12 protein-coding genes are annotated in these 23,948 nt (G+C 65.8%); 5 read left to right on the forward strand and 7 right to left on the reverse strand.

Annotation, left to right across the window (positions count from 1 at the left end):
• Positions 1 to 316: 316 nt before the first annotated feature.
• The 5 genes from ISP14_RS13260 to ISP14_RS13280 all read left to right on the forward strand — a co-directional run bounded on the left by ISP14_RS13260 (position 317) and on the right by ISP14_RS13280 (position 11,344).
• The gene (locus ISP14_RS13260; RefSeq protein ID WP_404540738.1) at positions 317 to 3,391 is read left to right on the forward strand and encodes a TonB-dependent receptor domain-containing protein; all 3,075 of its coding nucleotides are present in this window, start codon (positions 317 to 319) and stop codon (positions 3,389 to 3,391) included.
• Positions 3,392 to 3,421: 30 nt separating this feature from the next.
• Positions 3,422 to 4,897 (forward strand): thioredoxin family protein, encoded by a 1,476-nt coding sequence (locus tag ISP14_RS13265; RefSeq protein ID WP_404540740.1) that lies wholly within the window; start codon positions 3,422 to 3,424, stop codon positions 4,895 to 4,897.
• 107 nt (positions 4,898 to 5,004) lie between these two features.
• Complete coding sequence (locus ISP14_RS13270; RefSeq protein WP_404540742.1) at positions 5,005 to 7,836, forward strand: M16 family metallopeptidase; 2,832 nt, start codon at positions 5,005 to 5,007, stop codon at positions 7,834 to 7,836.
• A gap of 62 nt (positions 7,837 to 7,898) precedes the next feature.
• Positions 7,899 to 9,584, forward strand: coding sequence for a redoxin family protein (locus tag ISP14_RS13275; protein ID WP_404540743.1), 1,686 nt, complete (start codon positions 7,899 to 7,901; stop codon positions 9,582 to 9,584).
• Positions 9,581 to 11,344, forward strand: a complete 1,764-nt coding sequence (locus ISP14_RS13280; RefSeq protein WP_404540744.1) for a protein-disulfide reductase DsbD family protein — start codon at positions 9,581 to 9,583, stop codon at positions 11,342 to 11,344. Before ISP14_RS13275 ends, ISP14_RS13280 begins: the two co-directional genes overlap by 4 nt.
• A gap of 33 nt (positions 11,345 to 11,377) precedes the next feature.
• Here ISP14_RS13280 and ISP14_RS13285 read toward each other — a convergent pair whose 3' ends face one another.
• From ISP14_RS13285 to ISP14_RS13315, 7 genes are all read right to left on the reverse strand, one after another.
• The gene (locus ISP14_RS13285; RefSeq protein WP_404540745.1) at positions 11,378 to 12,229 is read right to left on the reverse strand and encodes a sulfotransferase family protein; all 852 of its coding nucleotides are present in this window, start codon (positions 12,227 to 12,229) and stop codon (positions 11,378 to 11,380) included.
• A 60-nt stretch (positions 12,230 to 12,289) separates the two neighbouring features.
• Positions 12,290 to 13,297: a LacI family DNA-binding transcriptional regulator gene (locus tag ISP14_RS13290; protein ID WP_404540746.1), complete on the reverse strand. Its 1,008-nt coding sequence runs from the start codon at positions 13,295 to 13,297 to the stop codon at positions 12,290 to 12,292.
• 16 nt (positions 13,298 to 13,313) lie between these two features.
• A complete protein-coding gene (locus tag ISP14_RS13295) occupies positions 13,314 to 16,043 on the reverse strand; it encodes a glycoside hydrolase family 2 protein (RefSeq protein ID WP_404540747.1) in 2,730 nt (909 codons plus the stop codon).
• A gap of 4 nt (positions 16,044 to 16,047) precedes the next feature.
• Positions 16,048 to 17,523 (reverse strand): APC family permease, encoded by a 1,476-nt coding sequence (locus tag ISP14_RS13300; protein ID WP_404540749.1) that lies wholly within the window; start codon positions 17,521 to 17,523, stop codon positions 16,048 to 16,050.
• Between the two features lie 32 nt (positions 17,524 to 17,555).
• The gene (locus tag ISP14_RS13305) at positions 17,556 to 20,732 is read right to left on the reverse strand and encodes a TonB-dependent receptor (protein ID WP_404540751.1); all 3,177 of its coding nucleotides are present in this window, start codon (positions 20,730 to 20,732) and stop codon (positions 17,556 to 17,558) included.
• 296 nt (positions 20,733 to 21,028) lie between these two features.
• Positions 21,029 to 22,084 carry a glucokinase gene (locus ISP14_RS13310; protein ID WP_404540753.1) on the reverse strand — a complete coding sequence of 352 codons (1,056 nt, stop codon included), beginning with the start codon at positions 22,082 to 22,084 and terminating at the stop codon, positions 21,029 to 21,031.
• A 354-nt stretch (positions 22,085 to 22,438) separates the two neighbouring features.
• The gene (locus ISP14_RS13315; protein ID WP_404540755.1) at positions 22,439 to 23,887 is read right to left on the reverse strand and encodes an FAD/NAD(P)-binding protein; all 1,449 of its coding nucleotides are present in this window, start codon (positions 23,885 to 23,887) and stop codon (positions 22,439 to 22,441) included.
• Between the last annotated feature and the right edge of the window lie 61 nt (positions 23,888 to 23,948).

Genomic DNA, 23,948 nt, shown 5'->3' on the forward strand with positions numbered 1-23,948 from the left:
CCCACGCTACCTCTGCATCGCCGCCAGACCCTCGTCTGGCGGCGATGCTTGCCGGTCAAGAAATCAAAGCCCGCATCTACCGAGCCGCTGGTGCCGGCTTGGCGGTATGTCATGTGCGCTCTCAGTCGAAGCGGGCAGGTGACATCTGCCCGGCATCGATGCGCGAGACGACGGACGTCACGCGCGACGGTCTTCGCGGCTCGGGTTTTCTCCGGTTCTGGAAATGATGACATTTCGATGTCCGGATCGGTCGCACCGTTCGTCTATTCGGAAGGGGCAACGTTGCCGATGGGCGATCTTGAAGGGGAGAGTGTGTATGGCATCAATCAAGCCGATCTACGCCGGGCTGTTGTTGGCCGCGCTTGCCGCACCGGTCGCGGTGCACGCGCAGGTCACGCATGCGTTTGACCTGCCTGCACAGGCCTTGTCGAGCGCGTTGCGGGAGTTGGGCAGCCAGGCGCAGGTCAACGTGATTTTCGATCCCGCCGTGATCGGCGCGCGCCGGGCGCCGGCGCTCAAGGGACATTACGAACTGAAGCAGGCGTTGGCGAAGCTGCTTGACGGCAGCGGTTTCAAGGCGGAATTCACCGATGCGAGCACGGTGGTGATCAAGCCGCAGCCGCTGCCGCCGGGATCCTCACGCAGTCAGCCCGGCAAACCCGTCGGCAAATCCGCGCAGGCGGTGCAGCAACCCGGCACGGTTACGCTCAAGGCGGTCACCGTGCTCGGTTCGCTGATCCCGCGATCGCAGATCGAAACCGCCAGTCCGCTGATCGTGATCACCTCGGACGACATCAAGAGCCGCGGCTTTTCCAGCGTCGCGGACGCGTTGCAGAACGCCAGCGTCAACACCGGCTCGGTCAACAACACCGCGATCAATACCGGCGACATCTGGGCCGCCAAGACCGTCAGCCTGTTCGGCCTCGATCCCAGCTACACCAAGTTCCTGATCGACGGCCGGCCGATGCCGGTATTCTCGCAAGTGGCGTCGGGCAAGAATGTCGATCAGCTCTACACCAACCTGGCCGGCATTCCGATCGACCTGGTCGACCGCATCGAGATCCTGCCGGGCGGGCAATCTTCGCTGTATGGCTCCGACGCCATCGCGGGTGTCGTCAACATCGTGCTGAAGAAGCACGTCAACGTCGGCACGCTCGACGCGCGCATCGGCTGGTATTCGGATGGCGGCGGCCGCGAGCGATCGGTGAGCGCCTCGGATAGCTTCAGCATCGGCAAGCTGAGCCTGATGCTGGGCGCCCAGGTAAACGACCAGCAGCCGATGTGGGCATTCCAGCGCAGCGTCACCGCGCAGAACTTCGCGGGCGGCATCAACCCGCAGCAGGCGTCCGTCAACGCCGTGGTGAACAGCATCCTGTACGGCAACTCGTATTTCCCGGCACAACCGTCGGATTGCAACAAGCTGGGCGGATTGTGGGGCGGCAGCGAGGGGTATCAGGTGGGCAGCCTCGGCGCGTTCTGCGGCTCGACCCGATCCGGCGGCTACAGCACCCTGATGAACAAGAGCCGGTCCGGCACCTTGAGTGCGCATGCCACCTATGCGCTCACCGACAGCGTGCAGTTGTACGGCGATTTCTTCGATGTCTACCAGGAGCAGGCGCACCGGGTGGACGATATCTACGCCAGCGTGGTCGGCGACGCCAACCTGATGGACGACGTGGTGATCATCCGCGAGTTCGCGCCGGAAGAGATGGCCAACAGCCTCAATGGCCTGCTGAGCCAGAAGAACTACGAGAACACCTATACGGTCACCCTCGGCGGCAAGGTCGATTTCGGTTCGGGGTGGAACCTCGACACCGCCCTGACGCACAGCCAGGAGAACTCCAACGACCGCCAGATCGCAATGTGGGGGAACAACGTCCCAGGCTCGTACGGCAATACATTGCTCGGGCCCCAGCTGGGCACCGACTGGCTGGGCTTTCCCGTCTATGCGCCGAACTACAACTTGCTGACCACGCCGATCACGCCGGCGCAGTTCGCCAGTTACCTCGGTGCCGCCTCGATCGCGAGTTCGAACCGTACCGACCAGCTGCGCACGCAGTTGACGCAGACCTCGCTGTTCGCGCTGCCCGGCGGCGACGCGGGCCTGGCCGTGGTCGCCGAGCAAGGCTACGAATCGTGGAGTTACCAGCCCTCGCCCTTGCTGTCGTCGGGCCAGTTGCTGGCTGCCAGCTGGAATCCCAGCGGCGGCCACCGCGACCGCTATGCCGTCGCCACGGAATTGAACCTGCCGTTGCTCAAGATGCTCACCGCCGACCTGTCGGCCCGCTACGACAGCTACGACGCCCAGGGCGCCCGCTTCAGCCATCCCACCTACAGCGTGGGCCTGGAATTCCGCCCGGTCGACAGCGTGCTGCTACGCGCCAAGTACAGCACCTCGTTCAAGGCGCCGTCGCTGATCGACGAGTTCGAGGGGGGCAGCAGCGGGCTGGGTTCCGTCACCGACTGGGTGAATTGCGGCCGCCTCGGCTACACCGGCGGCAACATCCTGAGCTGCCCCTACCAGTACTACTCGGTGCCGGCCACGGTCGTGGAAACCAGCAATCCGGACCTGCAGCCACTGACCGCCAGGAACTTCTCCTACGGCGTGGTCTGGTCGCCGACCGCCGGCCTGTCGGTGAGCCTGGACTACCAGCACATCTCAATCCGCAACGAGGTGCTGAAGGAAAGCTCGGATTACGTCATGCAGACCCAGCTGTACTGCACGAACGGCACGCTGGATCCGCAGTCGCCGACCTGCCAGGCGATCGACGCGCAGATCACGCGCGCACCGGCCGCGCCGGGCTCGCCACTGCTGGGTCAGATCCTGCAGGTGGTGACCAAGAAGATCAATGTCGCGCGCGAGGTGAATAACGCCCTCAACGCCAGCCTCAAGTACCGCACCAATCCCCACGCCTGGGGCTGGCTCGACTTCGACCTGGGCTACACGCGCGTGCTGGCGCATCGCCAGGAAACCTTCCCGGGCGATCCCACGATCGATTACCTCCGGAATCCGGGGTTCAGCACCGAATTCCAGACCAAGGCGAATGCCGCGCTGACCTGGACCTTCGACCAGGGCAAGTGGAGCGCGACGCTGTACGGGACGTACTACGGCCCCACGCCGAACTATATCGCCAACCTCAACGACAGCTACGACGTGCCCCATGCCGGCAAGGTCGCGCCATGGCGCATCTACAACGCCAGCATCAATTACGCGCCGACGCGCGCCTGGCGCCTCTCGTTGCGCGTCAACAACCTCAGGAATTCCATGCCGCCGATCGACGTCACCTACCGCAGCGACGTCAACGAGCCGTTCGCCGCAGGCAACTACAACCCCTACGGCCGGGAAATCTTTCTCGAGGCGCAATACCAGTTCGGCGGCGGCAGGCGCTGACACCTTTTCTCCATTGAGGCAGGCACCGACATGAAACGCGATTTCTTCCGCACCGCACTGGCCTGCGGGCTGCTGGCGCTTGGAAGCACCACGCAGGCGCAAACGGCACTGACCGACATCGACCAGGCGGTCAAGGCCGCACAGGCGAAACAGCTGCCGGTATTCATCGATTTCTCGGCGATCTGGTGCCACTCCTGCCACGAGATGGACGCCAAGGTGCTGAATGGCACCGACTGGGACCAGCGGCAGAGCCGTTTCGTGCTGGTGCGCAGCGATGCCGATTCGGTGAACGGCAGTACCTGGATGAAGAAACTCAGCGTGCCGGCATTGCCGACCTATGTGGTGCTCAATCCGGACGGCAGCGAACGCGGCCGCCTGACCGGCGAGTTCACGCGGGCGAAGTTCTATCCCGCGCTGGACCGCCTGCTCAGCGGCGCGGACTCGCTGTCCAAGCTCAAGGCGGATGCGCTGCACGGTTCCACCGAGGCGGTCGCCAAGGTGCTGCGCGCGTACCGGGATCGCAACCAGCAGCAAGAGGGCCTGCGCTGGTATGCGAGCCTGCCGGTGGCGACGCGCAACGCCGTCAAGGCCGATCCGGACGCATCGACGCGACTCGCGGCCATCGAAGCCCACGCCGAGATGACCGCGATGATCGAAGGCGGAAGGCGCGACATGATCGATGCGGAGCTGCGCAAGGAAACCGACCCGGCGAAGCGCAAAGCGATGCGCGAGCTGATCGGCCCGCTGCCGGCGTCGATGCCCGTGAGCCGGCGTGCCGCCCTGGCGAAGGATTGCCGTGTCCATGCCCAGCAGGCTTTGAATGGCCCGATGGAGCTCGAACAGCATTTCGATATCGCCGGCACGCTGCTCGAATGCACCGGCACGTTGCCGAAGCCCGAGCAGAAAGCCCTGGTCTCGGCGCAGCTGCCGGCGCTGAAGGCGCTTTACGACACGAAGATTCCCACGGCGGGTTCGGGAGCGTTGCGCGGGGCGACGTACACGCTGGCGAGTTACTACCGGGCGCTGGGCGACAGTGCCGGCGAGCAGGCGACCTACCAGCGCGCCATCGCCATCGGCCGCAAGGCGCTGGGCGACGGCCACGGTGGCTTCGACGTCAAGCGCGACCAGGCGATGGCCGAAGTGTTTGGCGAGTTCCTGAGCCGCTATGGCTCTCCCAGCGACAAGAACGAGGATCTCGCCTTGCAGAAGGCGATGGTCGAGGCCTATCCCGACAATGCCTTCTATCAGACGGAGTATGGCGGCAGCCTGCTCAGGCAAGGCCATGCGGCCGCGGCGCTGCCTTATCTGCAGCGCGCTGCGGATAACGCCAGCGCGCAGAACAAGCTCGGATACACCCATTCGCTGGCCAAGGCGCTGATCGCACTGAACCGCCGTCCCGAAGCGGAGAAGCTGTTCAACGCGGCGTTGCAGACGGCCGAGAAACAGTTTCCGACGGAAACCAAGATGGAAATGACCGTGTGGAAACAATCCGGGGGCGTGCTTTGAACGTCACGCGCTTTACCGGGCGTGCGCATTTGTCCGCACCGATCCATTCGCGCCCGGCCATCGGGCGCGCTCCGAAATCCGATGCCATTCACGGGAAATGCTTTCCGATGCACACGCTGCGTTCCAGCCTGTTCGCGCTGCTGTTCACCTGCACGCCACTGTTCGCCGTTGCGGCGCCCGCGACCGACACGGTCGACCTGAAATACGAGAAATTCCAGCTCCCCAACGGCCTCACCGTGGTGGTGCACGAAGACCACAAGGCGCCGGTGGTGGCGGTGAGCATCTGGTACCACATAGGTTCGGCCGACGAGCCGCAGGGCAAGACCGGCTTCGCCCACCTGTTCGAGCACCTGATGTTCTCGGGTTCGGAGCATCACAAGGGCTCGTACCTGGAGGCGTTCGACCCTATCGGCGCGACCGACATGAACGGTACCACCTGGTTCGACCGCACCAACTACTTTGAGACCGTGCCGACCACCGCCGTCGACCTTGCGCTGTGGATGGAATCCGACCGCATGGGCCACCTGCTCGGCGCGATCGGCCAGAAGGAGCTCGACACCCAGCGTGGCGTGGTGCAGAACGAAAAGCGCCAGGGCGAGAACCGGCCCTACGGTCGCGTCAGCGAGCTCTACCTGAAGAACATCTTCCCGACGAACCACCCCTACCAGCACGACACCATCGGCTCGATGGCGGATCTCGACGCGGCTTCGCTGGCGGACGTGAAAGCCTGGTTCCGCTGCAATTACGGCGCGGCCAACACCACCCTGGTGCTGGCCGGCGACATCACGCCGGCGATCGCCCGCGCGAAGGTGATGAAGTACTTCGGCGATATCCCCGCCGGTCCGGCGGTGGCGCACCAGCAGCCGTGGATCACCCCGCTCGGCCATCGCGTCGACGGCGTGCAGCACGACCATGTGGCGCAGACGCGCATCTATCGCACCTGGGTGGTGCCGCAGGACGGCAGCGACGACGCGCTGAATCTCGACCTCGCCACCACCATACTCGGCGGCGGCAAGAGCTCGCGCCTGTACCAGCGGCTGGTCTACCGCGACAAGCTTGTCGACGACGTGTCGGTCAGCCTGTCACCGTTCGCGCTGGCGAGCATGCTGGAAATCCAGGCCGACCTGAAGGACGGCGTCGACCTGGCCAAGGTCGACGCGGCGATCGACGAGGAGCTCAAGCGCTTCCGTGCCGAAGGCCCCAGCGCGGATGAGCTGGCGCGCGCCCAGGTGCGCTATCGCGGCGAGTTCGTGCGCAACGTCGAAAGCGTCAGCGACCAGGCTCGCGTGCTGGCGGAAGGCCAGGTCTATCGCGACGATCCGGGCGCGTTCCGCAAGGATCTGTCGCGCATCGCCGCTGCGACCGTGGCAGGTGTAAGGAAAGCCGCCGACACCTGGCTGTCCAGGGGCGACTACCACCTGAAGGTGCTTCCTGCAGGCAAGGATTTCGATCCGGCGGCCGAGGATGCGAAGGTCGCAAGCCGCGCCGCCATGCCGGGTCGGCCGGCGACCGTGCTGCCGCCGGCGCGCCGCTACAGCGTCGCTCAAAGCGGAGTCGACCGCAGCGAAGGCGTGCCCAAGGTCGCCAGCTTCCCCACGCTGCAGTTCCCCGCGCTGCAACGGGCACGACTGAAGAATGGCATCGAAGTCGTGCTGGCCGAGCGCCATGCGGTTCCGGTCACCCAGGTCGAGCTGATGTTCGATGCCGGTTATGCCGCCGACCACGGCCGTCGGCCGGGTACCGCCGCCTTCGCCACCAGCCTGCTCGAGGAAAGCACCAAGACGCTGGATTCGACCGAGGTCGCCATCCGCAAGGAGCGCCTGGGCGCGAGGATCGGCGCCGCATGCGGGCTGGACAGCTGTATCGCCTCACTCAATGCGCTGGAAGATCGGCTGGTGCCGTCGCTCGCGTTGTTCGCCGACACGGTGCGCAACCCCGCGTTCAAGGCGTCGGACATTGCGCGGCTGCGCGAGCAGCACCTGGCCGAGATTGCGCAGAGCAAGTCCAGCCCGATGGGCGTGGCGCAGCGCATCCTGCCGCCGCTGCTTTACGGCAAGGAGCATGCCTACGGCATTCCGTTCGACGGCCTCGGCAGTGTCGCCGACGTCAAGGCGATGACGGCCGCGGACTTCACGGCGTTCCAGCGCGACTATCTGCGTCCGGACAACCTGAAGATCCTCGTCGTCGGCGACACGACGCTGGCCGGCATTCTGCCGCAGCTCGATGCAGCCTTCGGCGACTGGCAGGCGCCGGCGACGCCGCGGCCACGGAAGAACCTGGCCAGCGTGGCCGTACCGGCCAAGCCGAGGCTGTTCCTGATCGACCGCCCGGACGCCCCGCAGTCGTTGATCCTCGCCGGCCTGCTCGTGCCATCGGCCAAGGCGCCGGACTACCTGACGCTGCGGCTCGCCAACGACGCGCTCGGCGGCAGCTTCAGCTCGCGCCTCAACATGAACCTGCGCGAGGACAAGCATTGGGCTTACGGCGCGCACACCATGATGAGCGACACGAGCGGCCAGGGCCCGATGTTCTTCTACGCGCCGGTGCAGACCGACAAGACGGCGCCGTCCATCGCCGAGACGCTGAAGGAGGCCCGTGCCATCGTCGGCGACAAGCCAGTGACCGAAGCCGAGATCGGGAATATCCGCGACATGCGCGTACGCGCCTTGCCGGGTGCCTACGAAACCAGCGACGCGGTGCTCGGCACGGTGACGAAGATCGTCAAGTTCGGCTGGCCGGACGACTACGTGCAGACGCTGAAGACCCGCATCGAAGGTGTGACGCCCGCCACCGCCGAAACCGCGCTGAAGGAAGTGGTGAAGCCGGAGGCGATGACCTGGGTGATCGTCGGCGACCTGCGCAAGATCGAGCAGCCGGTGCGCGCGCTCGGCATCGGCGACGTCGAAGTGCTCGATGCCGACGGCCACACCGTGCATTGATGCCGCCCCGGAACGGCAAGTCCAAGACCGAAACAGCGACAAGGCTCGAACGGAGTAAAGAAGTGGACAAGGTGAAGGCGACAAGAAAAATCCTGTTCTGCGTGCTTGTGTGCGCGCTGCTGCCATGCGCCGCCCATGCGGCACACGTCCCGCCCGCCACGGCCAAGACTGCGTTCGAGCATGCAACGGCGCTGGACAAGAAGCAGAAATTCGCCGATGCCGTCACGGCCCTGGTGCAGGCGATCGATATCGATCCGGAATTCATGGTCGCGCATCAGCGGCTGCAGTTCGTGTCGTGGGAGTTGAAAGGCGCCGCTTACGACGACAAGAAGCTGGAGCCGCAATCCAAGGCGGTCGAAAAGCTCATCGACGACAAGTATGCCGCGTGGCAGAAACGCTACCCGGATTCCGTGGGAATCACGTTTGGCCTGGGCAATCGGCTGGCTTCGCAAGAGAGCCCCAAGGCCAGAGACTACCTGCTGAAAGTGACCCGGCTGGACCCCGGCAATGCCGAGGCCTACTCGCTGCTGTCGCAGGATGCCCAGCGTCGGGGCGACCAGAAGGCCGCGCTGGCCTACCTGCAAAAAGCAGCATCCGTGGAGCCGCATAACTCGGATTACGCCTTTTACTACGCCAGCGAGCTCAAGAACGTCGATCGCGCCCGATGGGAGGCGGCCTCCCTCGATGTCGCCAAGCGCTTTCCCACCAGCGAGCGCGGCGCACAGGCCTTGTACTGGCTGGGCATGGGCAGCGAGAGCGTCGCCAAGCGCATCGCCCTGTGGGAGCAGTTGCGGGCGACATTTCCGCCAGAGAAGTTCCAGTGGTCGGCCAATGCGATGGGCCCGTTGTTCGAAGCCTATCTTGGAACCCATCCCGCGAAGGCGGCGGCTTTTGCCAGGCAGATGAAAGCCGGAGCCGCCAAGGGAGCGAAAGATCAGGCCGAGCGATCCGTCAAGGAGTGGGACAAGCGCATCGCACTGGCGGATACCGTGGTGACCGTGAACCGGGATCTTTCCCAGGGCAAGCCGGACCAGGCGATGGCGATGCTGGACAAACTCGCCACCGAGCGGATGTCGTCGAACGCCGCGATGATCGTCCGGCTGAAAGCCAAGGTCATGGCATCGGCCGGGAAAAAGAAGGAGGCCTATGAAAGCCTGCTCAAGCAACAGGCGAAAGCGCCGGACGGCGATACGCACGCAGCGTTGCAGCAGTACGGCAAGCAGATCGGCAAGACGAACACGCAGACCGAAGCGGACCTGAACGCTCTGCTGGACGCGGGATCGAAGCCGGCCACTCCGTTTAACTTGCACACGTATACGTCGAACGAAACGGTTTCGCTGGACAAGCTGCGAGGGAAGGTGGTCTTCATATCCTTCTGGTTTCCCGGCTGCGGCCCTTGCCGCGCGGAATTCCCGCATCTCGAAGAAGCGGTGGCGCCGTTCCGGAACAGCAAGGATTTCGTGTATCTGGGGATCAACATCGATCGCGACCAGGATGACTACGTCGACTCCTTCATGCAGCAGACGAAGTACAGCTTTACGCCGCTGAAAGGCGAGAAGCCGGTCATCGATGCGTACGACAAGATGGGGCTTGCTCCCTACAACCTGCTGATCGACCGCAGCGGCCGCATCGTCTACAGCAGCTTCATGGCTACCGATGCGGATGCAGGGCAGATGGTGCAACGCATGATCGGCTCGCTGATGGCCAGGAAGGCATCGGTCGCCGCTTCAGGCGAGGTGAAGCCATGAAGGCATGCACGCGAATCGCCTGGGTGTTGTTGCTGTGCTTCGTCGCCACCCTGATCCACGCGCAAGACCTGGAAGGCCTGCTGCCGATCGGCGAGGCCTACAAGCTCAGCGCGGACACCGGCACCCCCGGCGTGGTGAAGCTGCACTGGAAGATCGCGCCCGACTACTACCTCTACCGCGGGCAGATGAAGTTCACCGGCGGCGACGGCGTCACGCTTGGCGAGGCGACGCTGCCGGACGGCAAGAAGTACCACGACGAATACCTGGGCGACGTCGAGACCTACCACGACCACATCGACGCCAGCATTCCCTACACGCTGGCACCGGGCGCGCAGCGCATCAAACTCGCGGTGCGCTACCAGGGTTGCCACGAGGTCGACCCGAAGATCTGCTATCCGCCGTATGTCGAGAACCTCGACCTGCCGCTGCCAGGCACGGCGAATGCGGCGGCTGGTCAGGGCGATACGAGGGTAGCCGGCGCCGCGGCCTCGGTAGCGGCTGCGACGCCTGTCGATGCCGCATCTGCCAATCCGGCCTCCACCGGATGGCTGGGCGCGCTGCTGCTCGCCTTCGCGGGCGGCCTGGTCCTGAACCTGATGCCGTGCGTGTTGCCGGTGCTGTCGATCAAGGCGGTCGGCCTGCTGGAAAGCGGCGAAGACGCGGCGAAGGCGCGCCGGCACGCGCTCACCTACACGGCCGGCGTGCTGTGCGCGTTCGCCGCGATCGGTCTCGCCATCGCGGCGCTGCGTTCGGCCGGGCATGCGCTGGGCTGGGGCGCGCAGCTGCAGCAGCCGCTGGTGGTGGGCGCGCTGGTCTGCGTGATGGTCGCGGTGGGCTTGTCGATGTCGGGCGTGGTGCAGTTCGGCACCTCGTTCGGCAACCTGGGGCAGGGCGTGGCATCGCGTTCCGGCTGGGCCGGCGACTTCTTCACCGGCGTACTCGCGGTAGCGGTGGCGAGCCCCTGCGTGGCGCCGTTCATGGGCACGGCGCTGGCCTATGCGTTCGTCGCGCCGACGTTCGCGGCGCTGCTGGTTTTCCTCGCGCTTGGCCTCGGCCTGGCGTCTCCATTCCTGCTGGTCGGTTTCGTGCCGGCGCTCGGCCGCCTGCTGCCGCGGCCCGGCGCGTGGATGGAAACGTTGAAACAGGTGCTGGCGTTTCCTATGTACCTCACCGCGGTGTGGCTGATCTGGGTGCTGGCGCACCAGCGCGGCGCCGATGCGGTGGGACTGGTCCTTTCGGCGGCGGTGCTGCTGGCGATGACGCTGTGGTGGTTCGAGCGCAGTCGTCACCGCCGCATGCCGGCGCGCCTGCTCGCGGTGCTGCTCGCCTTGCTCGCGGTCGCGCCGCTGTACCTTCTGGCGCGCTTGCCGCCGGTATCCGTGGCGGGTGGGGAAGAGCAGGGCGTCGTCGCCTTCTCGCCGGCGAAACTGGCCGAACTGCGCAAAGCCGGCACGCCCGTGCTCGTCGACATGACGGCGGACTGGTGCATCACCTGCAAGGCGAACGAACACGCCGTGCTCGACACACCCGCGTTCCACGACCTGCTCGCGCGCACCGGCGCCGTCTACATGAAGGGCGACTGGACTAATGTCGATCCGACGATCAGCGCCTTCCTGCAGGAATACCACTCGCCCGGCGTGCCGCTGTACGTCGTCTTTCCCAAGGGCGGCGGTTCCGGCAAGGTGTTGCCGTCCGTGCTCACGCTCTCGTTGATGCAGCGTACGCTGACCCAGGCAGCGGCCGGCGGCCAGGAACGCTGACCGCGGCGATGGCAGCGCAGCCGGAACCCGCATTTACACAATAGGTATCTGGCTGGCGTTGTTCTTCGGGTCCATCCAGAACGCTTCGTTGACGAAGCGGCCGAAGATTTCGCGCGGCAGGATGGAGGTGCGCTCGATGGGCTCGACCCTCGGGCGCACGGTGTGCAGGCCGGGCATGCCGACGCGGGCGTCGAATTCGTCCGCGTGGTAGGCGATGTGGTCGAAGTCGTGCTCGAACCAGGGTTCGCCGATGAACTGGTAGACCGCGCGCAGGGCCGCCGCGGGATTGCGCACCAGGCTTTCGTAGGTCAGCAGCAGCAGATGGCCCGGCGCATATTGGCCGTAGAACGCATCCTTGGTGGCCTGGAACGCGAAACCCACCATGCCGCGCGGATCGGTCAATGCCTCGACGCGCGAGTACACCGTGGTGTTGGTGTCGAAGCGGAACACCTTGCTGACGCCGACCGGCTGCCGGCGTACCAGCCGCTCCATGCTGTCCAGCACCCAGGACAACTGGCGCACGCAGGCGATGACCTTCGCCTCCGGGAACAACATGTCGAGCAACGGCATGCGGCTGCACCACAGTCGGCTGGTGTCGAACACCACGCCGGCATCGCCGCCCGCGTGCCCCGCGTAGAAGTTCTCGACCAGGCCGCGCAGCATGGCGACGCGTTGTTCGTCGGAGACATCGAACGAAAAGTCGTTCTTGCTGCTCGCTTCGGCGATCACCACGCCCATGATGTCGGCGAGCGGGCTGGTCATGCCGGCGCGGAAGCGCGGGTTCTGGTTGAGGATGGCGGCAAGCAGCGTGCTGCCCGCGCGCGGCAGCCCGGAGATGAAGTGGAATTTCCGGGTCGGCTTCGCGGCAGCGGGCGAGGCGGGCATGTGGCGCTCTCCTGGGGTCGGTGCGATGGATGTAGTGTCCGGCGAAATATACGCGGCTTGCTAGGCCGGGGCCGCGGTCGAGGCGCGGATACACATTTCGTAGCCGACCTCGACCATCCTGGCGTCCCCCTTGCCGAGCACGCGCAGCAACAGTTCTTCGGTGGCACGCCGGCCCATCTCGCGCACGGGCTGGTGGATGGTGGTCAAGGGCGGCCACACCTGCGTCGCGATCGTGGTGTCGTCGAATCCGCAGATCGACACCTCACCGGGCACCGACACCCCGGCCTCGGCGGCTGCCCAGATGGCGCCAACGGCCATGTCATCGTCGGCGGCGAAGACGGCCGTCGGCCGCTGTGGCAACGCCAGCAACTGGCGCATGGCCGCCACACCCGACTCGAAGGAAAACCGGCCCGGGACCATGTACGTCGGTTCCTCGGTCAGTCCGGCGCGCTTGAGGCCATCGCGAAAACCCGCCAGGCGCCAGATGCCCGCGCCATGCTTAGGATCGCCGAGGATATGGGCGATGTGGCGGTGACCGAGCGATACCAGGTGTTCCACCATCGCCGCCGCGGCTTCGCGTTCGCGCAGCATCACGCCGATGCATTCTTCGGGATGGCGTGGCGCGATCGAGGCAAACGGCAGGCCACTCTGCTGCAGGTGTTCCAGCAGCTGCGGATGGTCGGTGATCGGCGGGGTGAGGATCAGGCCGTCGGGCCGGTGCCGCGACAAGATGTCGTCGACCCGCTCGACGAAGTCCGGCGCCGCCGAGACCAGCGGCTGCACCATCATGCTGTAGTGCTGCGCCTCGCATGCCTCGAGCACGCCGGCCTGCACTTCCATGATGTAGCTGGGCGAAAGGTTGTCGTACAGCAGGCCGATCATGAAGGAGCGGTTGGTCGCCAGGCTGCGCGCCGAGGTGAGCGGCCGGTAATTGAGCGCCGCGACGGCGGACAGCACGCGCTGGCGCATGGATTCGCGCACGTTCGGCTCGTTGTTGAGCACCCGCGAAACAGTCTTGGTCGAGGTGCCCGCGGTGCGGGCGACGTCGTCGATGGTCACGCGCGTCATGAAAGCCTGGCCAGATTCAATGATTCGTTCCTTGGGCAGCGCCTGCCGGAGGTTCGGCGGCGGCGGGAATGCTCCGGGCGGGAACGTTCCATCCGCGCACTTCGATGACCGGCGCCTCCGTCTCTTGTGCAGCGTAGCGCGCGGTCAAGGTGAGCGATTCGCCGGGCCACAGCGTGACGTCATTGTCGCTCCACAGGATGGGTAGTGCGAGCGGGCCATCGGCGGATCGCCGGATCGACACATGCTGGAACAGCGCGACGGCCTTGGCGGCGGCGGGCACGGACAAGGTGACGGTGGCGACATCCTCGGCGCCATCGTGCCGCACTGTCGCCTGCACTTCGCTCGTCGCAGCCGGCAGGGACTGCAGTGCAGTCAGGTCGGCGTATTGTGTCAGCGGAGTGAGGTACCAGTTCGAGTGTGGCCAGTCGAGCTGGTCGGGCAGGGTGGAAAGCCAATAGACGTTGCGGCTGACCGGTTTGCCGTCGGCGTCGGCGAGCGTGAGCTCGACGAAATACGTGCGCGACAGGCCGGCGATCGCCGGTAGCGTCAGCAGCGTTTTCGTATGGTTGCCGGCGAGGTCGATGCCTTGCTCGCGCCGCTCGTAACGCAGGCTGCCGTCCAGGTTGCGCACACGGATACCGGCCTGCAATCCGTGGCCGTCGGCCGAGCTGTGGTTGACCAGCACGATCGCACCGGTGTCATAGGCATATTGGATGTGCAGCGGCTCGTTGGCCTTCTTGGCGCCGAAGTACGCGCCGGCCGGGTTCATGTAGTAGTCGTACAGGTGCCAGTGCAGCGAAGGCCAGGCGTTGTTGAGCATCCAGTAGATCACGCCGGTGGACGGTTTGGCCGCGTCCATGTGCGCGTTGAATGCTTCGAACTGCGCACGCACGTTGTCGTAGTTGTCGAGCTGGGCCTTGGCGACATAGTCGGCAAGGCTGGTAGGTGCGCCGTAGCGACGGGCGAGCGCCTGGTCGAACGGTGTCAGTACCGCGAATGGCGACCACGCGGCGGAGGCGTGGTATTGGCGCAGTTCCGGGTATTTCCACAGCGCCTCCTGTTCCTGCGGCGACAGCATGCGCTGCAGATCCTCCAGCCGCGGAATGTCGGCGCCCGCGCTGACTTCGGAATCGAAGCCGAAGGCGCCGCCCAGCTTGTCGGCGTACCAGTACGCGGGCGGAATCCAGTCGTAGGGACCGGCCATCTTCATGCCGGAAGGGCCGGTTTCGGCGGTCGCCTGGTCCGAGGCTGCCGAGATGACCGGCAGCGGCCAGTCCGCCGCGCGCAAGGTATCGGTGTAGCTTTTCGCCAGGGCAGGCGGCGGCGCATTGTCGCTGCCGATCAGGAAGCCGATCACCGACGGATGGTTGCGCAGCAGCCTCGCTTCGCTGGCCATGGAGTCTTCGGCCACCTTTTCGTCCGCGGCATTCCACGGTTCGCCGCCGGTCTTGGCGGCCGACTCCCATTTGTCGCAGCACTCCCAGCCGGCCAGGATCATGATGCCGTCGCGGTCGGCGAGTTCGTAGAAGCGCGTGTCCTCCAGCTTGCCTTCGCTGCGGATGGTGTTGAGGCCGAGGTTGCGGATGTAGCTGAACTCGGCCTCCATGCGCGCCGGGTCGTCGCGCAGGAACATGTCTGGCGCCCAGCCCGCGCCTCGGATCAGGATCGGCTTGCCGTTGACGAGGAACTGGCGATAACCCTGCGCGGTGAGCCTGGAGTCGACGCTCCGCACGCCGAATGCTGCGGCGGTGCGGTCGGAGGTCTTGCCATCGACGGTGGCGGCCATTCGCAGGGCATACAGCGGATGCGCACCCATGCCGACCGGCCACCAGACCTTGGGATGATCGAGGTCGAGGCCGGGATCGGTTTTCGGCGAGAACGATACGTTCTGCGTTTGTCCCGGGGCGAGGCGAATCGTCTGCCGCAGCGGGACGCCGGCTACCTCGCCGGTGATCGTCGTTTCGTGCGCCACCGTGTCGAGGTTGCGTGCTTCGACATTCACGGTCAGCGCGGCGTGCGCGAGATCAGGCAGCGACAGCGCCGGCGTCACCTGCGGGAAGCGCAGCTCGACCGGCCCGGTCTGCACGATGTCCACGCCGCGCCACGGCCCCATGTTGTTGTCCGGCGGTGTGGGGTTCCAGTCGACCCAGCCCATCGAGAGGCTCTTTCGCGGGTCGCCCGGATGTACGCGCAGGGCGAGGATGTTGGTGCCTGCATGCACCCAGCGCGTCACGTCGAACTCATGCACGGGGTAAGCGCCGGCAACGGCGGCGTGGTCGGCGACCAGATGTCCGTTCACCCACACGTCGGCGCTGGCGATCATGCCGTTGGTACGCAGCAGCGTGCGCAGCCCCGGCGCGCCCTTGGCAAGGGTGAACTCGGTGCGATACCACCAGGGGATCACGAACAGGTTGCCGCTGGCGTCGGGCTCCTCCACCGCGCGCAGGTTGTCGCTGTGGAACACGTCCTTGTAGATGCCGTTTTCCAGCAATCCCGCCATCACCGTGGCGCGGCCGCTGACCGGATACCAGCCCTGGGTCGGGAAGCCGGGCGAGGAGATCTCGGCGCCGCCTTGCTGTGCCTTGGCGCTGGACTGGATCTGCCAATGGGCGATAGCGGTGGTGGCGCCGTTGCTGCCGTCCACCGGTGTAGGCGCGTAGGCGGATTCGGCGCGTGCTGGCGACGCGGCCATTGGCAGGGCCAGCGCCAGCAGCATCCGTAACAAAGGTCGGATCGTGATACGCATGGCGTCATTCGCTCCCCAGATAGGCTTCGCGGATTTCCACTGGCGCGAATGGCCAGGAGCGGTTGAGCCTGGCCCAGATCGCGAACACCACCAGGCCGGCGACGATCCATGCGCCCGACAGGATCAGCGACAAGGCGGACGCCGAAACGTAGACGTAGACCCAGCCCAGCAGCGCAATCACGCACGGCACCGGATACAGCCACTGTTTGTACGGCCGGTCGAGCGTCGGCTGGCGTTTGCGCAGCACCACCAGCGCGGCGATCTGCGCAATGGACTGCACGATGATGGTCGCCGCCAGCAGCATGTTGATGACTTCGGTCAGGTCGAAGAACGTGCCGATGGCGGTCACCACGCCCATCGTGAGCAAGGCCACATGGGGAAAGCCGTGCTTCGCGTGCAGCTTGCCGAACACCGACAGGAACACTTTCTCGTGCGCTGCCTGGAAGGGCACGCGCGAGCCGCCCAGCAGGCCGGCGAACACCGAGGCGAACGCGGTCACGATGATGAGGACGGTCATGCCCGCCGCGGCCAGATGCCCCCAGCCGCGTTCCACCACCAGCGAGGCTACGGATTGGGAGCGGGCGATCTCCTGCCACGGCGCCACGCCGAGCACGCTGATGTTGAGGGTGAGGTAGACGACCATCATCGCGATCACCGAGATGATGATGGAGCCGGGCATCGTGCGGCCCGGGTTGCGCAGTTCGTCGCCCATGTAGGCGGTGGTGAAGTAGCCGAGGTAGTCGTAGATGCCGAGGATCAGCCCCGCGCCCAGGCCCACGAAGAAGTGGCCGCCGAACACGCCGGCCGGGTAGCTGAAGGCGTAGTCGGCGTGGAAGGCCGAGAAGCCGGCCGCCGACACACCGATGACGGAGACCAGCATGATCACCCACAGTGCGATGGTGATCGCGCGGATCGACTCGATGCGCCGATACAGCAGCCAGGTGACCAGGCCGGTCGCCGCGAGGCTGACTAGGTGCACCGGCCACCAACCCAGGTGCGGGAAGAAATACTCCAGGTACTCGACCATGCCGATGATGCCGGTCGACATCAGCAGCGGAATCGTCAGCAATACCGTCCAGATGAACAGGAACGGCATCAACTTGCCGGTGCGGTACTGGAAGGCTTCGCGAAGATAGACATAGGTGCCGCCGGAGCCGGGCATGGCGGCGCCGAGTTCCGCCCAGACCATGCCGTCGGCCACTGCCAGGATCGCGCCGGCGATCCAGCCGATCACCGCCTGCGGCCCGCCCATGGTGGCGACCATGATCGGGATGGTGATGAACGGCCCGATGCCGCACATCTGCGTCATGTTGATGGCCGTTCCCGAAAACAGGCCGATGGAGCGATGGAAGCCGTCGTCGCGGGCGGGTCGGGCGATGCTGGAATCCTGCATATCTTCCTTGCCGTTGTCGGGTGCGGGCATGGCGCCGCGGGGCGCTGCCTGGTCGGGGAACATGGCCGGGATGCCGGGAGCGCGCATCGCGCCCCCGGCATCCGTTCCGTTGCCGCGGCTCACCACTGGCCGCGGATGCCGAACATGAACATGCGCTCGGAGAAATTCGAGTGCGCCGGTTGGTCGGGCCACACCAGGTAGTAGTGCTGATACTCGTTGGTCAGGTTGGTGCCGTCCACGAACAGCTCGGCGTATTTGTTGAGTTTGTACGAGATCGACGCGTCGAGATACTTCTGCGGCGCCTCGTACATCTCCATGCCGGTGATGCCGCCCACACTGTCCTGCACAGCGCGCCGCGAGCGGTAGTTGTACGCGACGCGTGCCTGGAAGCGGTCGTCCTGATACCACAGGATGAAGTTGCCGGACTTGGTGGAGTTGTCCTGGAACGGAATCTTGGCGCCGGAGAGGTCTCTTTCGCCCGAGTTGCTCGGCGCGTATGTGGCGTTCACTTCCATGCCGGTCTTGGACAGGATGCCGGGCAGGAAGGTGAAGCCCTGGCGGTAATCGAACTCCGCACCGTGGATGCTGTTGCCGGTGCCCTGCACGGGTTCGGTGATCACGATGCAATGGTCGCGCACCACGCCATCTTCGTCCGGCAAGGTGCAGTTGGTCACGCTGCCGTTCTTGATGAAGCTCTGCATGTTGATGCGGAACAAGGCGAGGCTGATCATGCTGGTGGGGTTGATGTAGTACTCCAGCGAGGCACCGTAGTTGGTGGAGCGCCACGGGTTGAGGTCCGGGTTGCCCGTCGAGGTGCCGTTCGAGACGCGGAAGATCGGCCCCTGCGGGGTTTCCATCAGCGAGTAGTTCAGCTGTAGGCCGCCGCCCCAGGTGCTGAGGTCGAGCGGCATCATGTTCTTGGAATAGGCCAGGCGGAACTTCAGGCTGTCGGTCAGATCCAGTGCGAAGTTGGCCGACGGCAGCACATCCTGGTAACTGCGCTTGGTGATGGAGGTGCCGGCGTCGACGGGTTCGTCGCCGTACGAGCCGGGGGCGCCGCTCAGGTGCTGGGTGACGTCCAGGTGGGTGCGGATCACGCGCACGCCGACGTTGCCGCTGTACGGCATGCTGCCGAGGGTGCCGCTGAAATCGCCCTGCAGGTAGCCCGACAATTCCTTCAGCCCCACGCCCCAGGTGGTTCCCGGTTCACCCACTTCGACAGTATCGGGATAGAGCGATTTCCAGTAGCCGACGGGATCGATCAAGGCGGAGGGATTGACCGCCCAGAAATTGATGCCCGAGCCGAGCAGGTTGGTGTACTGCTTCCAGTTGCCCGACAGCGGCGCGGCGGTGTTCGGCATCGATATCGCGGACAGCGGTCCCGCGCGGTAGTAGCCCTGCGCGTTGCCGGCGGTGCACGAGCCGCTGTCCATGACCACGTCGGCGCCGACGTAGCGCACCAGGCATCCATTCGGGTCGCTCGCTCCCATGCCGGCGTACACCGGTGTTTCCAGCGTCCAGCCGACGTTGTCGGCGCTGCGGATGCTGTTGCGCAGGCCGAATTCGAGCTTGAAACCGTCCTGGAAGTCGTACTTCCCGTCGAAACGCAAAGCGTTGAGGTCCACCTGGCGGTCGTAGTCGCCGGAGGATTCCAGCGTCTTCATCGTCCAGCCGGCGGGGTTGGCGAAATCGGCGGCCAGCGACGCGGGCATGCTGACCGTGAGGTAGCGGCCGCCGAAGTTCGCGATGATCGGAATCGTGTTCTGCGCCACGCCGTTGGCGTTGAACACGCGGTTGCCGCCCAGTTGCGAGGGGTAGATGAAGGTGCCGGGCGGCACGTTCACGCCAGGATTCAGCACGTTGGGCCACAGCGCGCCGTCGGAGTCGGAAATGTTGAGGTCGGTTTCCACGTTCGACTGGAACGCCGTGTCGTGGATGCCGCGCAGGCTGGCCGTGAAGGAGCCGCCATTGTCGTAGTCCAGTTGCACGTTGAAGTTCTTCGCGACGGAACTCTTCTGGATGATCTGCGAGAACGACTCCACGTCGCCGGGCCACTTCTCGTACACCTGCGTGGTGAACAGCTGCGAGCCTTCCCAGCCCGGCTCCGGCGTGCCGTAGCCGCCGAGGGCTGGGCTGCCGGTATTGCGCGATTGCAGCGGCACGTAGGTGGCGCCCTGCCAGTTGGTAGAGTTGAACTGGATGCCGACGTTGCGATCGTATTCGCGCTGCTGCGAGTAAAAGTAATCGCTGGTCAGGCTGAAGCCGTTGCCGAGGTCCATCTGGAACGAGGCGTTGCCCGATTTGCGCTTGCGCTGGGTGGTGACGTCGTACAGACCGAAGTTTTGGCTGCCCATGAATACACCGTTGGATTTGCCGTCGCCATTGACGTCCACGCTGCCGTCGGCGTTCTGCACGATCTGCGGCGGGATGGGCGCGCCGTTCCATGCGGTCAGGAAGCCGTTGTAGCTGGCGGCGCTGGTTGCGTTCTCGCCGTTCAGCACTACGCCGTACTGGTCTAGGCCTTCGGTGGCATTCATGCGCGTGGTGTTGGAGAAATCGGCCGACACCAGCAGGCCCCAGTGGCCGTCGTCGTTGAACGAGATGAGGCCATTGGCCTCGGGTCCCCAGCGGTTGGTGGTGGTGCCGCGCTCGCCGTTGGCGGAATAGCTATAGGTGAATCCGCTGGGGAGATCCCAGGGGCGGTAGGTATGCAGGTCGATGGCGCCGCTGATGCCGCCGTCGGTTTCGTTGGCGGTGGACGACTTGACCACGTCCACGCCGTGAAAGAGGGTGGACGGCAGCATGGTGAAGTCGGGCTGCTGCGAGTCGATCTGGTCCGCCGTGATGAACACCTCGCCGTTCAGCATGGTGCCGACCTGGGGCAGGCCGCGCACGTCCACCGAAGTGCCGACGCCGGCGTCGCGGTTGATCTGCACGCCGGTGACGCGCTGCAAGGAGTCGGTGATGGTCACGTCGGGCAGGGCGCCGATGTTTTCCGCCGTGATGCTGTCCTGGATGTTCGGGGCCTCGCGCTTCAGGTCGATCGCGCGCATCTGCGACGCGCGTACGCCGACGACGTTGACGGCCGACAAGGTGACCGCCTCTTTTTCTTTCTGCTTCTGCGCGTCGCTGGCCGTGGACTTGGCTTTCTTGGCGTCGGCGGGCGATTTCGCCGTCGTGTCCTGCGGCGTGCCGGCCTGCGACCCCTGGTTGTCCGCCTGGGCACCCGTGCGCGGCGACGCCACGGCCGATGTCGCTACCGCGGCGAGCAGCGACATGGATATGGCAAATGACAAGGGGTGCCTGCGATGTACGGTGGACATGAGCTTTCCCTCTTGGTTGATGTCTGTCGGATCTCTGGTGCCCCGCGGCGCTTCGATGCGTGCGTATCCGGATGCCGCCTCCCGGTGCGTCCGGCCATGGCCTTGCGTGCCATGGCTGCTTCCCTTCGGTGCTTCCCCCTGCGGAGCGCGTGCTCCGGTACTACCTGTTTCAGCGTGTCGTTCGAACCAGCGCCCATCGGCCGTCGCGCGGATTGCCTCCGGCCGTCGGGAATCTTTTGCTCGGCGATGCCGTCGCTCGGTTCATCGGCTCAACCCCCGGCCACGGCTTGGCGCGATATCGCGCTGCCGGGCGCGCCGTGCCGGAGGTACCACCTGGCTGCTCCCAGCACGCCGTGGCGGCCGTGTTCCGCCACCCACACCGGGACGCGCGACAGGAACGCGCGCGCGCTGCGCCCGTGCAGGAATCGTTCTTCGAAGGCGCTGCGTTCCAGCGAGGCGAACATCGAATAAAGGAATCCGCCCGCCAGATACACGCCACCTACGGCCATGAATGCCAAGGCAAGGCTGCCGACGAAACTTCCCAGCGCCGCGCAGAAGATCTCCACGGCTTCCACGGCCTGGGCATCGCTGCACTCGGCGGCAGCGGCGCTGACGGCTTCAGGCGTGGCAAGCTTCGGCGCTTCCCCGCGCAGACTGCACAGGGCGGCATACACGACCAGCAGGCCGGGGCCCGACACGATGCGTTCGTACGCCACGTAGCCGCCCGCGGGGGCCAGGTGCGCCAGGATCTCGCGTTCGCGTAGCGAATACGGCGCAAAGTCCATCTGGCCGACTTCCGTCGTCAGCACGCTGCCGCCTGCTGCGTCAGGCAGGCGCACCGCAGCGCCAAGGCCGGTGCCTGGTCCGATCACCAGTGCCGGGCCATCGACGTGGATGGCCGGTCCGCACAGGAGGCGGGCGCTGTGGGCGAGGGGTTTGTCGAGTGCGTACCCCAGCGCCTCGAAATCGTTGAGGATGGCAAGATCGTCCAGCGCGAGCGCCCGCCGCAACGGCGGCAGATGGACCGGCCACGCCGAGTTGTCGTTCAGAACCTCATCGCCCATCCGCTGGCCCGCGCAGGCAAGCACACAGTGCCGCACTGGCATCTGCACCTCGTCTTTGACGAATGCTTGCAACAGCTCCGGCAGCCCCGGGAAATCGGCGCACGCAAATTCGCGATAGGCAAGCAGCTCGGCCTCGCCGCCCTGCTCCTGGGGGGGCTGCATCAAGGCGACACGGGCATGCGTCCCGCCGACGTCGGCCGCCAGGAATGGCGGCGCCGGGATACGTGTCTGTCGATCCGGATGGCCGATTGCCAGGTTCATCGCGCTCCCCCGCAATGGAACTGTCATCAGCTTGCGAGCCATTGACACCGCTGTCAATTTGCGGGGCAGCACAGTCTGGACAGCGCGGCTCTATCCGTTCATATCATTGTTTTATCTGACATATTTTATGGTGAGACGGCATCGGTCCGCTCGATGTGTAATGCAATGCACCATTTTCGGCGCGCGCCGTGATTGATCCTGGCGACGGCTGGACGGCTGCGCCCGCAAAGTGTTCCCCACAGGTTCATCGCTCGCCGTGCCGATGGCGCCGGTCAGGTCCGATAGGGGAGCCCGACGAACCGCGCATGTCCGCCGTATCGCAAACGGTGATCGCAGGGAGCGGTGCTCCCTTGCTCATGGGCAAGGGCAGGGCAGTGAATGGGTCTGGACCGCCGCGACACCTGCGGCAGGCGCACACGCCGTGGCCTGGTCGGCAGACGCAGTGCGTCCCGCGGCCAGGGACTGGGCCAGGGCGTGCGCGGCGGCACGTATCTCCGGCATCGCGGTGCATTCCCACAGGTTGCCGCGAAGCAGCGAGCCGATGGCATACAGGTTCGGTTGCACATTGCCGTGCGCGTCGAGCAGCCGGCCATCCGGTTGTGCGGCCACGCCGAGTTGCAAGGGATCGGCCACCGCCAGCCCGTCGCGCAGCAAATGCGAAAGCAGCGGATGTGCGGAGTAGGCGGCCGCCGTGTCGAGGCCGGTCGCCTGTACGACCAGGTCGGCTTGCAGCGTTGACTGGATCTGGCTGGCGCGGGCGCGCACCGCGACGTCGAGCGGCCCGTGCCCGGCTACGGCCAGCACGCGTGCCGCGTGGACCTGCAAGCGCCCCTCGTCGAGCAATTGCTGGATGGTCTGCGCGGTTTGTGGCGCCGTCCGATGACGCGCGGCCTCCCACAACCAACGCAGGTGACGCAGGAACTGCTTGCGCCGGGCCAGCGTCAGCCCATCCCAGAGCCGGGCATTGATCGGGCGCATGCCGTCGATGATGCTGCGCCAGGCAACCTGCGGCGAGGCCCGCATCGCGTTGCGCAGCAGGCCTAGCATCGGTGCCGCGCCGGTACAGGCCAACAGCGCGGCGTTGAGATCCTGCTGCAGCGCATAAGGCTCGAGCGGCGACGGCAGGTGCACGAAGGGCAGCAAGCCATGGCGTGAGACGGCGACCAGTTCGGCCTGCGGCCAAAGACGGGCGGCCGACAGCAAGGTGTCGACGGCGGTGAGGCCGGTCCCGATGACCAGCAGCCGGCGTGGTACCTGCACGCGCTGCGGCAGGGACCAGGGGTCGAGTTCGTAGGCGCCGCTGGCGAGCGCGTCGCTGCTTACCGTTCGCAACGGACGCGCAGCCAGGGAACCCAACGCAAGCACCACGACCTCGGCCTCTCGCGCTGTACCGTCGGCAAGTACGATGCGGTAGCCGCCCACGTGGGGCGCGATACGCGTGGCTTCCTGCGCGTGCACCAGAAAATTTTGCCCTCGCCGGCGGGCCGAAGCGACCCGTTCCTGCAGTTGGCTCTCGATGAAATCGCCGAACAGATGGCGTGGCAGGAAGTCCGTGCCGGCGGTATTGGGCAGGCGCTTCGCGGCGAACGTCAGGAAGTCTTCGTCCGCGTCGGGATATAGCCCCATGCCGGCGGCGCGCACATTCAGCAGATGGCGGGGGTCGGGGGTGGCATAGGCCACGCCGCGGCCGTTCGCCCCGGCGCCGGCGATCCACTCGACGTCGAGCATCCGGCCATGGCGCAGCAAGCTGCCGAATAGGGCGGCACCTGCTGCGCCGCCACCGATGATCGCGATTTTGGTCATGCAAAATTCCTCCGCGAGGCGGGCACTACGTAGCCGATCCGCTCGAGCCGGATGCGGGTTG

This window comes from Dyella agri, from assembly GCF_044904705.1.
Lineage (GTDB): Bacteria > Pseudomonadota > Gammaproteobacteria > Xanthomonadales > Rhodanobacteraceae > Rhodanobacter_A > Rhodanobacter_A agri.